16 protein-coding genes, 1 tRNA gene and 1 pseudogene are annotated in these 15,631 nt (G+C 64.3%); 6 read left to right on the top strand and 12 right to left on the bottom strand.

Translation table 11 applies throughout. The features are described 5' to 3' along the window. Positions 1-164 precede the first annotated feature (164 nt). The gene (locus XI05_RS25525) at positions 165-1,013 is read right to left on the bottom strand and encodes an MBL fold metallo-hydrolase (protein ID WP_271506972.1); all 849 of its coding nucleotides are present in this window, start codon (positions 1,011-1,013) and stop codon (positions 165-167) included. Between the two features lie 127 nt (positions 1,014-1,140). Here XI05_RS25525 and XI05_RS25520 point away from each other — a divergent pair, with 127 nt between their 5' ends. Next, entirely contained in the window at positions 1,141-1,617 is a 477-nt protein-coding gene (locus XI05_RS25520) for a DUF3775 domain-containing protein (protein WP_271506970.1), read from the top strand. Positions 1,618-1,662: 45 nt separating this feature from the next. On the opposite strand, the gene XI05_RS25515 is transcribed toward XI05_RS25520, so the two are convergent. After that, positions 1,663-2,445 (bottom strand): SDR family oxidoreductase, encoded by a 783-nt coding sequence (locus XI05_RS25515; protein WP_212260058.1) that lies wholly within the window; start codon positions 2,443-2,445, stop codon positions 1,663-1,665. 139 nt (positions 2,446-2,584) lie between these two features. Then, positions 2,585-3,097 carry a CvpA family protein gene (locus XI05_RS25510; protein WP_271506968.1) on the bottom strand — a complete coding sequence of 171 codons (513 nt, stop codon included), beginning with the start codon at positions 3,095-3,097 and terminating at the stop codon, positions 2,585-2,587. 121 nt (positions 3,098-3,218) lie between these two features. On the opposite strand from XI05_RS25510, the gene XI05_RS25505 reads away from it, so the two are divergent. Then, on the top strand, positions 3,219-3,980 hold the full coding sequence (locus tag XI05_RS25505) for an SDR family oxidoreductase (protein ID WP_271506966.1): 762 nt from the start codon (positions 3,219-3,221) through the stop codon (positions 3,978-3,980). A gap of 115 nt (positions 3,981-4,095) precedes the next feature. Here XI05_RS25505 and XI05_RS25500 read toward each other — a convergent pair. Further along, positions 4,096-5,687: pseudogene (locus XI05_RS25500) on the bottom strand (GMC family oxidoreductase). Positions 5,688-6,108: 421 nt separating this feature from the next. Here XI05_RS25500 and XI05_RS25495 point away from each other — a divergent pair. After that, a tRNA-Met gene (locus XI05_RS25495) sits at positions 6,109-6,185 on the top strand. 79 nt (positions 6,186-6,264) lie between these two features. On the opposite strand, the gene XI05_RS25490 is transcribed toward XI05_RS25495, so the two are convergent. Genes XI05_RS25490 through XI05_RS25470 form a run of 5 tightly spaced genes read right to left on the bottom strand, consistent with a single transcriptional unit; the run spans position 6,265 to position 10,260 of the window. After that, positions 6,265-7,032 carry an ABC transporter permease gene (locus XI05_RS25490; RefSeq protein ID WP_271506964.1) on the bottom strand — a complete coding sequence of 256 codons (768 nt, stop codon included), beginning with the start codon at positions 7,030-7,032 and terminating at the stop codon, positions 6,265-6,267. After that, positions 7,029-7,793: an ABC transporter permease gene (locus XI05_RS25485; RefSeq protein ID WP_271506962.1), complete on the bottom strand. Its 765-nt coding sequence runs from the start codon at positions 7,791-7,793 to the stop codon at positions 7,029-7,031. The genes XI05_RS25490 and XI05_RS25485 overlap by 4 nt, the downstream gene beginning before the upstream one ends. Next, positions 7,790-8,596, bottom strand: coding sequence for an ABC transporter ATP-binding protein (locus XI05_RS25480; RefSeq protein WP_271506961.1), 807 nt, complete (start codon positions 8,594-8,596; stop codon positions 7,790-7,792). Before XI05_RS25480 ends, XI05_RS25485 begins: the two co-directional genes overlap by 4 nt. Further along, positions 8,593-9,297, bottom strand: a complete 705-nt coding sequence (locus XI05_RS25475) for a GntR family transcriptional regulator (RefSeq protein ID WP_271506959.1) — start codon at positions 9,295-9,297, stop codon at positions 8,593-8,595. The genes XI05_RS25480 and XI05_RS25475 overlap by 4 nt, the downstream gene beginning before the upstream one ends. Before the next feature lie 12 nt (positions 9,298-9,309). Continuing rightward, positions 9,310-10,260, bottom strand: coding sequence for an ABC transporter substrate-binding protein (locus XI05_RS25470; protein WP_271506957.1), 951 nt, complete (start codon positions 10,258-10,260; stop codon positions 9,310-9,312). Positions 10,261-10,348: 88 nt separating this feature from the next. Here XI05_RS25470 and XI05_RS25465 point away from each other — a divergent pair, with 88 nt between their 5' ends. Together XI05_RS25465 and XI05_RS25460 are read left to right on the top strand one after the other, a co-directional pair. Next, positions 10,349-11,338 (top strand): fumarylacetoacetate hydrolase family protein, encoded by a 990-nt coding sequence (locus XI05_RS25465; protein ID WP_271506955.1) that lies wholly within the window; start codon positions 10,349-10,351, stop codon positions 11,336-11,338. Positions 11,339-11,426: 88 nt separating this feature from the next. Beyond that, positions 11,427-12,203: a cyclase family protein gene (locus XI05_RS25460; protein ID WP_260381079.1), complete on the top strand. Its 777-nt coding sequence runs from the start codon at positions 11,427-11,429 to the stop codon at positions 12,201-12,203. Positions 12,204-12,558: 355 nt separating this feature from the next. Here the strand turns inward: XI05_RS25460 and XI05_RS25455 are convergent, their stop codons facing one another. The 3 genes from XI05_RS25455 to XI05_RS25445 form a co-directional block, all read right to left on the bottom strand. Next, on the bottom strand, positions 12,559-13,035 hold the full coding sequence (locus XI05_RS25455; RefSeq protein WP_271506953.1) for a hypothetical protein: 477 nt from the start codon (positions 13,033-13,035) through the stop codon (positions 12,559-12,561). Then, a complete protein-coding gene (locus tag XI05_RS25450; protein ID WP_271506951.1) occupies positions 13,032-13,469 on the bottom strand; it encodes an NAD(P)H-binding protein in 438 nt (145 codons plus the stop codon). Before XI05_RS25450 ends, XI05_RS25455 begins: the two co-directional genes overlap by 4 nt. A 344-nt stretch (positions 13,470-13,813) precedes the next feature. Next, positions 13,814-14,509 carry a DUF899 family protein gene (locus tag XI05_RS25445; protein WP_271506949.1) on the bottom strand — a complete coding sequence of 232 codons (696 nt, stop codon included), beginning with the start codon at positions 14,507-14,509 and terminating at the stop codon, positions 13,814-13,816. 215 nt (positions 14,510-14,724) lie between these two features. On the opposite strand from XI05_RS25445, the gene XI05_RS25440 reads away from it, so the two are divergent. Next, positions 14,725-15,621, top strand: coding sequence for an alpha/beta fold hydrolase (locus XI05_RS25440; protein ID WP_271506947.1), 897 nt, complete (start codon positions 14,725-14,727; stop codon positions 15,619-15,621). Positions 15,622-15,631 lie beyond the last annotated feature (10 nt).

The following is a 15,631-nucleotide window of genomic DNA, read 5'->3' as shown; positions in this document are numbered from 1 at the left end:
CTTGGAACAGGGCGGCAGGAAATTCAACCGCTCAAAACGGGCCGCATTGCAGCCCCCCGATTCCGGCGCTCGTAGGGTGGGCAAAGGCGCAACGCGCCGTGCCCACTATCTCTTCCAGTTAGCCCGGACCGGTGGGCACGCTTCGCTTTGCCCACCCTACGAAGCTAGGCCAATGGCACAAACCTGAATGCGTCCCCATCCCGCTTGATGTGCCCGGCCGAAAAGTGCCCGCCGATCACCAGCGTTCGCGTGTCGGCGAAGCGCGAGAACACCGCGTGCCGGCTTGCCGCCGATTCCGCGGGGTTGGTATCCACCGTCGAGCACCACTCCAGATGCGCCATCTGGCAGGGATGATGGGCGACGTCGCCGGTCAGCAGCGCCTGCTCGCCGTCGGATTCGATCAGGACGCTCATATGCCCCGGGCTGTGACCGGGAGTCGGGATCAGCTTGATCTCTTCGCAGAGCCGGTGGTCGCTCGGGACCAGCTCGGCCTGGCCGGCATCGACCACCGGCTTCACGGAATCGTTGAACACCGCGACCTTGTCCGGCTCGGCCGTGTCATCACGCCAATGTTCATATTCGGTCTTGCCGAAGACGTAGCGCGCCTGCGGGAAGGTCGGCACCCATCGGCCGTCGACCAGTCGTGTGTTCCAGCCGACATGGTCGACGTGAAGATGCGTGCACAGCACGGTGTCGATGCTGTCGGGCGGAAACCCCGCCGCAATCATCGTCTCCAGGAACGGCGAGCTGCGGTTGTTCCAGGTCGGCACGCCGCGGCCCTGCTTGTCGTTGCCGAGGCCGGTATCGACCACGATGCGGCGCGAGGGTGTCTCCACCACGAGCGAATGGATCGACATCTTCAGTCGGCCTTCTTCGGTGGCGAAATGCGGGATCAGCCAGGGCAGCTTCTGGATCTCGTCATGGGTGGCTGCCGGCAGGATGAAGCGGGTCGAGCCGACCGTCTCCATTTCGACGAATTTCGTGATCCTGACCTTGCCGACCTTCCACAGCATCCGGCGCCTCCCCGTATTCTTGCTCTTGCGCTGGAACATGCACATTTTCTGCCATCGAGCGCAATGGATCATCTGACGCGGTGCGGCGTTATCGCCGGAACCCGAGACAGACGCCGAAGGGGAAGCCATGCCAGAGCTTGCGATTTCCGCGGACAAGGTCGCCTTCATCATCGAGAAGGCGCGCGAATTCGACGTCAAGGAGGGGGCTTCTGATCCCGACTCCGGCTCGAACGCGGCCGATGACGATATGATGGACGTCCTCGACGACGACGGCTCCGATCCTGTCGTCCAGGAGCTCGGAAGCTTCATGATCGCCTTGAACGAGGACGAGCAACTCGATCTCGTCGCGCTGACCTGGCTCGGCCGCGGCGACGGCTCGATCGATGAATGGGACGATCTGCGCGCCCGCGCGGTGGAGGCGCGGCGTGAGTATGGCAGCCCGCGCCGCGAAACCGTGCACTATCTGCTCGGCGAGCCGATGCTGGGCGACCTGCTCGCGAACGGGCTCGATGAATTCGGCATCGACTGGACCGATGAGCGCACCACCGCCGATTCCTCCGCTCCGAGCCAGCAGGATGAGGACGAGCCGACCAAGCAGCGGTGAGGCGGAGAGTGCCCTCCCGGTCAGAACGGGGAGGGCAAGTTGCGCTTACAGCGTCCCCGGGAAAGCACCACCATCCAGCAGAATGTTCTGTCCGGTGATGAAGCCGGCCTTGGCGCCGCACAGGAAAGCGCAGGCATAGCCGAACTCGTCGGGCTGGCCGAAGCGGCCGGCGGGGTTGAGCTTGGCGCGCTCGGCCAGGATCTGCTCAGGGCTGACGCCGCGCTTGTCGGCCTCGGCCTTCGCGGTGCCGGTGAGGCGATCGGTCTCGAACGGGCCCGGCAACAGGCCGTTGATGGTGACGTTGTTGATGACAGTCTTGCGCGACAGGCCGGCGATGAAGCCGGTGAGGCCGGCGCGCGCGCCGTTGGAGAGGCCGAGGATGTCGATCGGCGCCTTCACCGCGGCCGAGGTGATGTTGACGATGCGGCCGAACTTGCGCGCCATCATGCCGTCCACGGTCGCCTTGATCAGCTCGATGGGGGTGAGCATGTTGGCGTCGATCGCCTTGATCCAGTCGTCGCGGGTCCAGTTGCGGAAATCGCCGGGCGGCGGGCCGCCGGCGTTGTTGATCAGGATGTCGGGCTCGGGACAGGCCTTCAGCACGGCCTCGCGGCCCGCCGGCGTCGTGATGTCGCCGACGATCTCGGTAACCGTCACATCGGGATAGGCCTTGCGGATCTCATCGGCCGTCTTCTTCAGCGCATCAGTGCCGCGCGCGGTCAGCGTGACGTGAACGCCGGCCTCCGCCAGCGAGATGGCGCAGGCGCGCCCGAGGCCCTTGCTGGATGCGCAGACGATGGCGCGGCGACCTTTGATCCCAAGATCCACTGTTTCACTCCCGTATCTATCAGGCAGGTTTTGGACGGGCCGCACTCTAGCCAAGTGCGACGCCGCTGATAAGGGACGGGCTCGCACCAAAATGCATGGCGCGCGCTCTGGCGATGCAAATGCGCAGGCATGATCCGGACTAGATCCGCCGCTCCTGCTTGAGGCGGTCGATCGCGGCGGCGGCTTCCGGCGGCAGCGATTTGAAGCCCATCTGGCCCGCGGTCGAGAACAGCGGCCGCAGATGCGAACCGGCGAGGAAGGGCGGCTGGCGGTTCGTCGGCACGATCTGGTCGAACACCAGCACCAAGGTGGTGGCGACGAGGCCGACCCTGGCGGCGCCGAGCGCGGCGCCGCCGAGCCGGTCGCCGATGCCGGCCTCGCCGATCGTGTCGTTCAGCGCAATGCGGCCGATCTGGCCGAACAGCATGCCGACGACCACGAAGATGGCGAAGAACCAGATCCAGTTCTGCAGCAGCGGCGAGTTCGGATTGCCGGCGATCTGCGGTGCGATCAGCGGCATCAGCGCCACCGCGATCGGCGCGGCGAGCAGATAGGCGAGGATGGTCATGGCGCTGCGCAGCAGCCCGGTCCTGAAGCCGAAGCCGACCGCGACGGCGAGCGCGGCGTAGACGGCGAGATCGAAACTGTTCATGCGCGAAAGCCCTGCCTCGACGGAACGAATGAACGCCGAGCCGATCATTCCGGTTTCAGATCGCTAAAATCGTCTGTATTGGTGGCTCCAAAGCGTAAGGGAACCGCGCAAGGAACGCGTCATGTCAGACCTATTCGACGTCAGTAAAGAAACCATCCTCGTCACGGGTGCGAGTCAAGGGCTGGGCCGGCAATTTGCCCGCGTGCTGGCGGCGCATGGTGCGGCCGTCGCACTGGCCGCACGGCAGACCGACAAGTTGAAGAGCCTGGAAGAGGAAATTCGCGGCAAGGGCGGCCGCGCTGCGACGGTCGCGCTCGACGTCACCGACACCGCCTCGATCGCCAAGGCGGTCGATGCCGCCGAAGCCGCGCTCGGCCCCGTCACCGTGCTGATCAACAATGCCGGCATCGCCATCGAGAAGCTCGCGACCGAGCAGACCGAGGCGGACTGGGACGCGGTGATCGGCGCCAATCTCAAGGGCGCCTATTTCCTCGCGACCGAAGTGGCGCGCCGCATGATCGCACGCAAGCAGCCGGGCAACATCGTCAACATCGCTTCCGTGCTCGGCACCGGCGTCCTGAAGGCGCTCTCGCCTTACGCGATCTCCAAGGCCGGCATCATCCAGGCGACGAGAGCGATGGCGCTGGAGCTCGCGGGCCAGAACATCCGCATCAACGCGCTCGCGCCCGGCTATATCGACACCGAGATGAACCACGCCTTCTGGTCGACGCCGGCAGGCGAGCGCCTCGCCAAACGCATCCCGCAACGCCGCGTCGGCGCCGAATCCGATCTCGACGGCGCGATCCTGCTGCTGGCGTCGAATGCGTCGCGCTACATGACGGGGAGCGTGGTGACCGTGGATGGCGGGTTTTTGCTGAGTTGAACGTGTATTCGCCGCCCTATCCACATCGTCATTGCGAGCGCAGCGAAGCAATCCAGAGTCTTTCCGCGGAGGGATTCTGGATTGCTTCGCTGCGCTCGCAATGACAGGAGAGTAACTACCGCACCTCCCCACTGATCATATCCGCTGCCTTCTCCCCGATCATGATGGCGGCGCATTGGTGTTGCCGCCGATCAGGGTCGGCATGATCGAGGCGTCGACCACGCGCAATGCTCCGACGCCGCGCACCTTCAACGCCGGATCGACCACGGCCATCGCGTCCGTGCCCATCTTGCAGGTGCCGACGGGGTGATAGACGGTGTCGACGCGTGCACGCAGAACGGCGCGGATGTCCTCGTCCGTTCTCACGTCGGATGTGAACATGTCCTTCTTCTGCAATGCGCGCAGCGCCGGCGTCTCCATCAAGCGCCGCGTCGTCTTGAAGCCCGCGACCATCCTCTCGACATCCTCTTCCTCGCCCAGGAAGTTCGGGTCGATCATCGGTGCTGCCAGCGGATCGGCGCTTTTCAGCCAAATGCTGCCGCGGCTCTTCGGTCTGAGCAGACAGAAATGGCATGAGAAGCCGGCCTCCTTGTGCTTCTTGCGGCCGTGATCGTCGAGCATTGCGATGACGAAGTGGAGCTGGATGTCCGGTACGTCGAGGTGGGGCTGCGTCTTCAGGAAGCCGCCGCACTCGGCGAAATTGGTGGTCATCACGCCGCGCCGCTCGCGGCGATAGCGTTGGATGCCGCGCAGCAGGGAGGGCAGCCGACTGATCGAGGCGTGAACGAAGTGCGGATAATCGGAGGCGTAGACGAACACGAAGTCCGGATGGTCCTGCAGATTGCGCCCGACGCCGGGCAGGTGATGCACGACGCCGATGCCGTGCGCGGCAAGCGCATCGCCGTCGCCTAGTCCCGACAGCATCAACAGCTGCGGCGACTGGAAGGCACCGGCGGCGAGGATCACCTCGCGACGGGCGCGCAGCTGCTTCTTTTGTCTGCCCTGCACATATTCGATGCCGACCGCGCGCCCGCCTTCGAACAGGATCTTCGTTGCCTGCGCTCCCGTCTCGACCCGCAGATTCGGCCGCTTGCCCAGATAGGGATCCAGATAAGCACGCGCCGCGCTCCAGCGCTCGCCGTGGCGCTGGGTCACCTGGTAGCTGCCGAGCCCCTCATGGTCCTCTTCATTGAAGTCCTCGCGGATGCGGAACTGCGCCTCGCGCGCGGCCTGATGGAAGACGTCATGGATCGGGTTGTCCGAGCGCAGCTTGTTGACGTGCAGCGGGCCACCCTTGCCGTGATATTCGCCGTCGAAATCGGCGTTGTTCTCCGACCGCTTGAAATAGGGCAGCACGTCCGCATACGACCAGCCGGCATTGCCGAGCGCGGCCCAGTGGTCGTAATCCCATTTGTGGCCGCGGATGTAGACCATCGCGTTGATCGCCGAGGAGCCGCCGAGGCCCTTGCCGCGCGGTTGATAGCCGATGCGGCCGTTCAAGCTCTTCTGCGGCACGGTATCGAAGGCCCAGTTGGCTGCGACGTAGGGCAACGCCAGCCCGAATGGCGTCGTGATCCGCCAAGTGTCGTTGCGTCCGCCCGCATCGAGCAGCGCGACGGATGTGCCCGCATCCTCCGACAGCCGCCCTGCAATCGTGCAGCCGCCCGAGCCCGCGCCCACGACGACGAAATCGAATGTGTCGGTCAATATTAGCCCCCCATTTCTCGTCATTCCGGGGCGCGCGAAGCGCGAACCCGGAATCCATTGAGCCGCATAACGTGCTGCGAAATGGATTCCGGGTTCGATGCTGCGCATCGCCCCGGAATGACCCAAGGCGTTTTCGCCCCTCATCTTGTTGCCGCAAGCTGGCCCTTTGTGGAACTTCTGGCAAGAGCGCGCGGAACGGCGCGGAAATCCGCCCATCCCCCTGTCACAAAGTCGAAAAAAACGTTCCCGCAGCCCTTTCCAAAGGCAGCCCGCCTTGATACATAGCCCCCGCACCCGACGGGCATTGCCCGGGGGTCGCCTTCCAAGGAAGCCTTTGGGACGGAAGCGACAAGCCAGCGCGACCAGCGCCGGCCTCAACCGACCGTCCCCAGGATCTAACTGAAGGCGCGCAAAGGTTTAACGCGGGGTGGAGCAGCCCGGTAGCTCGTCAGGCTCATAACCTGAAGGTCATAGGTTCAAATCCTATCCCCGCAACCAAATTCGGATTTCACCGGATCCGAGACGACAACGGCCCGCTTGATGCGGGCCGTTTTTGTTGGGCGATGGGATCGCCGCGCTACCTCGCCGCGGTCTGCCAGGCGAGTAGCCGCTGCTCGACCAGTGACATCGCAATCGACGTCAAATATCCGGTCGCACCGAGCAGGATGACGCCGGCGAAGAGGTCGGCGGATCGGAACGCGCGTGCCGAGAGCAGGACCCAGTGACCAAGCCCGTCGAGGCCGGCCAGGATCTCGCAGACCACCGAGAGGATCAGCGCGACGGTCAGGCTGAGCCGCATGCCCGCGAGGATATCCGGCAATGCCGAGGGCAGGGCGATCTTGGCGATGATTGCGGTGCGCGACATCTGCAGCGAGCGGGCGACCTCATACAGCCGCGGCTCGACCGCGGCAAAGCCGTGAATGGTTGCGAGCATGATCGGCCAGATTGCGCCGAAGGCAATCACGAACAGCGCCATGCCTTGCGTCAGCCCGAGCATCGCGATCGCGACCGGGATGATCGCCGAGACCGGGAGCGGCCGCAGGAATTCCAGCGACGGCGCGACATAGGCGCGCATCATCTTGGACGAACCGATCAGCGCGCCAAGCGCAATGCCGGCGATCGAGGCGGCGAGCCAGCCATAGGCCATGTGCTCCAGCGTGCCGATCAGCTTGCCCGCGAGATCACCGCCCGAAAAGCCGCGCACCAAAGCGGCCCAGGCCCTCTCAGGACCGGGCAGGAACACCGGCGACACCAGCTTCAGATTGGCAATGAGCTGCCACGCCGCGATGAAGCTGGCTGCGACGAGGATGCTGGCGACACGCCAGAGGATCGCTGCGCGGTTCATGGATTGTCTCCGGCGAGCGCGGCGCGGCCGAACAGGCGGCGCTGCGCCGCGATCAACAGGATGTTCAGCGCGTAGCCGATCACGCCGATCCAAACGAGATAGGCGAGCATCAGGTCGGCGCGCAGTGCCTGCTGCGCCAGCATGATGCCGGCACCGAGGCCGATCGGGTTGATGGCGATCTCGACGGTGACGGCGACGATCAGGGCGATGCCGGCCGACAGGCGGAAGGCGACGAAGATTCGCGGCAGTGCGGCCGGGATCACGATCTTCGCGATCCGTTGCGGCGCGCTCAGCCGCAAGGCCCGCGACACTTCCATCAATCGCGGCTCGATGCTGCGCACCGCGCTGCGCGTCAGGATCAGCATCGGCCAGACGCAGGCGAACGCCACGATCACGATCTCCATGCGGTAGCCAAAGCCGAGCGCGATCAACGCAATCGGCAGCAGCGCGATCGAGGGAATCGGGCGGATCGCCTCGACCGTCACCTCCATCAGTCGGTCGAGGGGACGTGAAATGCCGAAGGCGATGCCGAGCGCAAGCCCGATGGCGCTGCCGATGGCCAGCCCCGCAAAGGCGGCGAACAGCGTGTCGCGGGTCGCGATCGGAATCGAGAGATCGGCAAGCGCATTGGCCAGCGCCGCGAGGATTGCGCTCGGTGGTGCCAGGCTGTCGCTTTGCAGATGGGTGAGGCGCGCCCAGAGCTCGAACGCCAGCATCAGCGCCAGCGGCAGCAGCAAGGGCCTCGTGCGGTCGAGGCTCAATGTTCGGTCGCCTTGATGAAGTCGAACAATTGCCGGCGCAGCCGCAGGAATTCCGGATGCTCGCGGGTGGCGAGCTGGTCGCGCGGACGCGGCAGGTCGACGTCGAGCTCGATCCCGATCCGGCCCGGATGCGGCAACAGGCCGATGACGCGGTCGCCGAGATAGATCGCCTCGTCGAGATCGTGGGTCACGAAGATCACGGTGGTCTCGCTCGCCTGCGTCAGCGACAGCACCTCGTCCTGCAAGCCCTGCCGCGTCATCGCATCCAGCGCGCCGAACGGCTCGTCCATCAGCAGCGTGGTCGGCTCCTGCGCAAGGCAGCGCGCGATCTGCAGCCGCTGCTGCATGCCGCCCGACATCTCGGTCGGATATTTGTCGGCATGGGCGGGCAGGCCGACCTTGCGCAGCAGCGCCTCGATGCGCGCGCCGCGCTCGCGCGCCGGGACACGCGAGGCTTCCAGCGCGAGCGAGATGTTTCCGGAAGCGGTCCGCCACGGCAACAGCGCCTTGCCGTAATCCTGGAACACGATCGCGACCTCGCGCCGCGGCGCGGTGATCTCTTCGCCGTCGAACGTCACCGCGCCGCTCGTGGGGCGATAGAGGCCGGCAGCGAGCCGCAGCGCCGTGGTCTTGCCGCAGCCGGAGGCGCCGACGATGCAGAGGAATTCGCCCGGCCGCACCTGAAGATCGAGATTCTCGATGATGGTCTTGCCGCCGAGCCGCAGCGTTGCGGCGTTGAACGCGATCAGCGTTTTCTGCCGCCGCGTGGCGCGCGCCTCAATGAGCCTGGCAACGACGCTCATGATTGCTCCTCGCCCGCCTGCGGATAGACGAAATCGATGGTCGCGTGCAGATGCGCCGCGAGCATGTTTTGCGCGGCGGCCACGTCGCGGGCGAGCACGTGGTCGGCGAGCATCTGGTGACTGCGGATGAATCTCTCGCCGCTGTCGATGGCGCTCATCATCACGCGGCGGTAGCGGTAGGCCTGGTCGTAGAGGTCGGAGTGGGCGGCCAGCATGCGCCGCGAGCCGCAGGCGGCGAGCAGCGCGGTGTGGAAGCCCTTGTGCAGCCGGTCGAACTCCGCCGCGCCCTCGCGGAATTCATTTCCGGTGCGTTCGATGTGCCGGCGCATCTGATGCAGCGCGCTAATGATGCCGGCCTCCCAGGCGGCATCGCCGTGCAGGATGGCGAGCCTGACCGCCTCGATCTCGATCGCCGTTCGCATGCAGGTGATGTCGGCGAGATCCTCGCGACTGACCTCGGCGACGCGAAAACCGCGCTGGCCGATGCCGACGATCAGGCCGCGCGACATCAGCCGCGACAGGCCTTCGCGCAAGGGGGTAGCGCCGATCTCGTAACGCTGCACGAGATCGACGATGCCGAGCCGCGATCCCGGCGCGAGATCTCCGGCCAGGATGTCCTGCTCGATCAGGCTTGCGGCGCGCTCGCTCAAGGTGCCGGCTTCCGTCGGCAGGCGTTCGAGACTGCGCTCGGGAGCAGGCATCGTCGATATCCCTTAGTTCAGCACCAGTTTCGTGGTGTCGAGCTTTGATTGCAGCATCTTCTGCGACGACATCACCTCGATCCACCAGCTGAGGTTCTGCGGCTTGAGGCTCGGCTCGGATTGGTTCGGCGGCGTCGCCTTGACGAGATCGAGCGGCTGCTTGGTGAATTTGGCGATCGAGGCCGAGGCCTTCTCGGGGTCGCTGTTGACGATGACGGCGGCCTCCGCGATGGCTTCGCGGAATTTCTTCACAGTCGCCACATTCTTCTCCGCCCAGTCGCGCGATGCGGCATAGAAGATGATCGGATCGGTACGGCCGAGCTCGGCCCCGTACCGCGCGCCGACCGTGCCGAGCCCCGCATTGCTCATGCGCGTGACGAACGGCTCGGCCGTGAGCACGGCATCGACGCCGCCTGATTTGATGATGTCGGCCATGGTCGGGAAGGTGACTTCGACGAAATTGACGCTCTTGGGGTCGACGCCCTTCTCGACCAGCCATTTCACGAACAGCACGTGCAGGAAGGCGTTCAGGCCGGGCGCGCCGACCTTCTTGCCGATGAAATCCTTGGGATCCTTGATGGTGATGCCGTTGCGGACGAACGCGGCGATCGCGGTGTTCGAGGTCGGGTTCATGACCGAGGCGCCGGCGATCGCGACGAGATCGAGACCGCCGTCGACGGCCTGCAGGAAGACGGTGGAGGTGGGGCCGCCGACCTGAATCGAGTTCGAGAGGATCGCCGCCGGAATGTTGGAGTTGATCGCGATCGGCGTCATCTCGACGTTCAGCCCGTGCTTTCTGAAAATGCCTTCGTCGACCGCGACCATGGCCGAGGCGCAGTCGGAGGTCGCCGTGCAGCCGATCTGGATCTTGGCCTGCGCCAGCGCTGTCGCCGTCAAGGCAACCGACACCCCGACGGCGAGTGTGAGACCTGCCAGCACGCTGCTTATCTGCGTTCGCCTCACCGCGCTCTCCCCACTTTGTATTTTTCAGACTTGTTTATCGATATTTTATCTGATCATATATTTCAAACGATAGCAAGGGGAGTCCAGGGTGAAGCTCGCAACATTCAGATCGGCCGGTCAGGAGAAAATCGGCGCCGTCCACGCCAATGACAGCCAAATGTTCGACCTCGCCGCCGCGGCCGCGCGGGACGGCGGGGCCGATCCGGCCTTCGGCTCGATGCTGGCGCTGATCGACGCCGGGCCCCGCGCGCTCGATTCTGCCCGGGCCCTGCTGGACAAGCACGGCCAGGACGCGACGCTGTCGGCGGCAGTCAGCGCCGTCGACATCCTCGCGCCGGTGCCGGTGCCCCGGCAAATGCGCGACGGCATGTCGTTTGCGCTGCACATCCTGCAAGCGCCGCGCGGGCAGCGGAAGCTCGCCGCACGCGCCAGGGGCGACATGGCGGAACTGGCGCGCATCGACGCCGAGCCGCTCGGCGAGCTGCCCGAGGTCTATCGCAAGCAGCCGATCTACTACATCACCAACCGCTTCAGCGTCCGCGGCACCAACACCACGGTGAAATGGCCGCGCTACAGCAAGGTGATGGACTACGAGCTCGAGTTCGGGATCATCACCAGGAACAAGGGCGCGAACATCACGCCTGCGAAAGCTGGGGATCACATCTTCGGCTACACCATCTTCAACGATTTCTCCGCGCGCGACGCCCAGCGCATCGAGATGGAGGGACGGCTCGGCCCGGCCAAGGGCAAGAGTTTCGACGGCGGCAACGTGATGGGGCCCTGGATCGTGACGCCGGACGAGATCGGCGATCCTTACAAGCTGAAGATGGAAGCGCGCGTCAACGGCGAGACCCGTTCGAAAGGCGTGAGCGAGGGCATGTTGTTTTCCTTCGAGGAGATCATCGCCCACGTCAGCCAGGACGAGACGCTGATGCCCGGTGAATTCATCGGCTCCGGCACCGTCGGCAATGGCTGCGGCCTCGAGCTCGGCTGGTTTCTCGAGCATGGCGATACGATCGAGCTCGAGGTCGAGAAGATCGGTATTTTGAAGAACCGCGTCGAGCGGCAAGAAACCTGAAGGGCAAGAAACCTGAAGGGGAAGTCTGCAGGCGCGTCTGAAGCGACGCCTGACGGCCGCCAACGAGAACAATCAACGAGGAAGCGCCATGACGAGCAAGCTGATCGACATCTCCGTCCCCCTCCAGAACGACGTGCCGGCCGATCCGCCCGGCAATCATCCGACGATCCAGTACATCAATCACCAGCAGGGCCTGCCGCGCATGCTGCAGTTCTTCGACGGACTGAAGGCCGAGGACCTGCCTGATGGCCAGGGCTGGGCGGTGGAGCAGGTCAGCCTCTCCACCCACAACGGCACGCATCTCGATGCGCCCTGGCATTTTCATCCGACCATGAATCGCGGCGAGCGGTCCTGGACCATCGACGAGGTGCCGCTGGAATGGTGCTTCCAGCCCGGCGTGAAGCTCGACTTCCGGCACTTGCCGGACGGCTATGTCGCGACGGCGAAAGACGTCGAGGCCGAGCTCAAGCGCATCGGCCACGAGCTGAAGCCGCTCGAGATCGTCGTGGTCAACACCAGCGCCGGCGCCAAATATGGCCGGCAGGACTACGTCACGTCGGGCTGCGGCATGGGCTATGAAGCCACCATGTACCTGCTCGAGCGCGGTGTGCGCCTGACCGGCACCGACGGCTGGAGCTGGGACGCGCCGTTCGTTCACACCGCGAAGAAATACGCCGAGACCAAAGACGCCAGCCTGATCTGGGAAGGGCACAAGGCCGGCCGTCATATCGGCTATTGCCATCTCGAGAAGCTGCACAATCTCGAATTGCTGCCGCCAACCGGCTTCAAGGTGTCATGCTTCCCCGTGAAGATCGAACGAGCCTCGGCGGGATGGACAAGAGCGGTCGCGATTTTGGAGGGGTAAGTTCTCGGGCGCCTGTACGCGTCCGTAACGCTTCAAATGGCCGTCATCAGCAACGGCTATGTCCTGCCGGGCGATATCGAGAGGCGTTGGAACCAAGCCGGACAGCGATGGACCATTTGCCCGCGATGCAACATTCGCGCGTCTGGCACGCGGCCGCGTCGGCACAGGCAGGACTGGAAGATGAAGCCAGAACGGCCGCGGCTGCGCCAATGTGCCTTGTCCCGATTTGACGATCGCCCGCTTCCTGAGCACGATCCAGCTCGCATCAGCCGGAGGCTCGGAGCGCTTGCGCGAGGGGTTGAGCAAGGCGGGTTTGCTTGAATAGGCGGTTGTCACCGCGGTGGTTGCGCCTTCCTCAATGCCAACTCTCTCGAGGCGCGCCGTGCCCCGCTGGCAGAGCGTGCGAGCCGCGCGACTTGGCGACAAGCGTGCCAATATAGTCTTCGAGAGTGGTCCTCCCGCGTTCGAAGGGCTCTGACATGGCAAAGCCGCTATCGACGCTGACTGCGGTCATTCGCGCATAAGATTCGGCCGCTGCGGCAGAGAAGCCCAGCTTTCGATAAGCCGCAATCCATTGATCGCGCGGTAGGACCTCGACCTTCACCGGACTGCCGAGCGCCGCCGCGAAGACGTCCGCTACGTCCTGCGGCGAATATCGCAAGGGCCCTTCGACATAATGTACATCATGACCGCAAGGTGGCTCCAGTAGACGGCGCGCGGCCGCTTTGCCGAGATCGGCGGGCGCGACCATCGGGATCTTCATGTCTCCCGGAATCATTGTCGGCAACACGCCTCCCGTCGCGGCACTGAGCATTTCGTCCCAGTTGCTCATGTAGTAGGCGCCTCGCTGTATGGTCGCCGGTATCGATCGCGCGGCAAGCGCCTGCTCGAAATCGTAGAGGATATTGAGATCGCCGCAGCGCTCGCCCGGCTGGGCGCCATAGTGGATGCCGCGACGACTTTCTCGAGACCGGATCCGTCGACGGCCGCGACGATGCTCCGAACAGTAGCATGTTCCTCACGATCGGTGTCGGCCGAGACATCGGCGTTCGGGTTTAGCAGGAAAGCGCGGGTGCCCGTTCTGAACACCGCACGCAGGGCGTCGGTGTTGCGCACATCGACGACCACGGTCTGGGCGCCGCGTTTGCGCCAATCGGCTTCGTTGTTGCTGCTATGAAGCACGGCCGTGACTGGCCGACCTGCATTCAGCAACGTCGACGCCACTGCCGAGCCGACACGGCCGTTTGCTCCGATCACGATGAACATTTCTGCTCTCCATCAGGCTGAACCGAGTAAGTATTCCAGTCGCCCATGGTTCCGTAATCGAGCAAGCGGATCATAGGAAAGGCGTAAATCACAATTGCCGGAGGCACCTCGTTCCGACACCTCCTCTCAATGATTCGGCGACCGTTCGCGGCAGTGGTGCGGCCCCTCGGTGGTTGCGCATCCCCGCAACCAAGTTTGGATTTATCCGGACGCGAGACGAATGGCTCGCATGAGCCGGGGCCATTTTTGTTTCGGGTTTGTGACCTTATAGAGATCATCGTCCGCCAAACGACCTTTGTAGATCGGATTGCGCGGCACGCGCGGCCAATGACAGCAGAAAGCGCTCAGTACGCGAGCTTTGGATACCAGTCGGTGCCGCGCCCCTCTGGCGTGGTGTCGAGGATGGTCCAGAGCGGATCGATGTCGGGCGCGCCGCGTGGGTCCTGTTGTGGGTCGGCCATCGTGGCCCCCATCTCGCCGGACCAGAAATGCCGGATTGTGCCGTCGCGCTGCGTGAACACGCTGTAACCGGGCACGTCGGCGTCTTCGGCGCTGACGTAATCGCGGGTGTAATCGCCGGAGATGTCGGAGAAGATCTTGTGTCGTGACCAGCCACGCGCCTTCTTTGCCTCGATCAAACGCGCGATCGGCGACCGCGCGATGAAGACGAAGGCAATACGCTGCTCGACGTCGGGCAATTTGTGCTCCCACGTGCTCATGAATGAGGTGCACATCGGGCATGGCGTCTGCCGCTGCGGCCCGAACATGTAGCTGTAGATCGCGAGCGTCTGCTTGCCGTCGAACAAGTCGGAGAACTTCGCTTTGCCGTCCTCGCCCTCGAACACGTAGTTTTTCGTCACCTCGCCGCCGGGCGGCAGCGCCCGGCGCAGTTTAGCCACACGCTCGATTTGGCGACGCAGCTCGATCTCCTCGGCCAGAAGGCTTTGCCGGGCGCGGCGGTAGTCGGCGCTTTCGTTGGGAAAATGGGCCTTGTTCGTGCGAGCGAGTTCGGAAGCAGGCCTCAGGATGGAACTATCCATGGCTTAACCTCTGGTTAGGGCCGATATCTCTGAAGACGTTCGGCGGCGCCTCGTTCCGACACCTCCACTCACCTATTCGGAATGTTTTCGCGATCGCAACATCGTTCGAACGACACGATATCGCGGCGGAACCCAACCTGCATCCGGGGCGTCGATGTCAGTTGGCGGAATAGGATTGCTTCTTGGTTCGCCGTCGTTCGGAAAGGGCTCGTCCCATGAAGTTTGAGGTTTTTGAAGCCGCCGATGTTCAGGCCGAGGACGCGCGGATTTTCATACGCCGGGGCGGTTCCGGACCGGCCATTCTCCTGCTGCACGGATTTCCCCAGACGCATCTGATGTGGCGAGACGTTGCGCCGTTGCTCGCGCAAGACTTCACCGTCGTTTGTGCCGATCTTCGTGGATATGGTCGCAGCGCTTGTCCGCCCTCCAGCCCGGACCACGCGCCATATTCGAAACGGGCGATGGCAAAAGACATGGTGTCCGTCATGACAAAGCTTGGCTTCATCCGTTTCTCGGTAGCGGGCCATGATCGCGGCGGCCGCGTCGCTTATCGGCTTGCGCTCGACCATGGCGAGCGCGTGGAACGGCTCGCCGTCCTCGACGTCGTTCCGATCGCCGATGCCTGGGAACGCGCCGACAAGAAACTGGCAGTCGGCTATTGGCCTTGGTCATTGCTCGCGCAGCCTGAGCCGCTCCCCGAGCGGCTCTTGTCCGCAGCACCCGATGCCGTCGTCGACAATGCGCTCCATGGTTGGGGGTCGAGCGCAGACAGTTTCAGTTCAGCCGTACGGGCGGCCTACGTCGAGGCGTTGCGCGATGAGGCGCATGTTCATGCGATCTGCGAGGAATATCGCGCGGCGGCGACAATTGATCACGAGCACGATCTGGCCGATCGCAATTCCGGCCGTCGGATCGATTGCCCTGTTCTCGTCCTCTGGAGCGGCCGCGGACCGTTGAATTCATGGTATGCGGGCGCGGGTGGCCCCTTGGGGTTATGGCGAAACTGGGCCGGCGACGTCCAAGGAAAGCCGCTCGATGGAGGACATTTCTTCCCGGAGGAGCTTCCGCAGCAGACCGCGGACGAGTTGAACCGGTTCTGCGGCAGGCGCTAGCAGCGTGGCC

Origin of the sequence: Bradyrhizobium sp. CCBAU 11357, from assembly GCF_028128865.1 — a bacterium.
In the GTDB taxonomy this organism is placed as follows: Bacteria; Pseudomonadota; Alphaproteobacteria; order Rhizobiales; family Xanthobacteraceae; genus Bradyrhizobium.
This window is presented reverse-complemented; position numbering and strand designations above follow the sequence as displayed.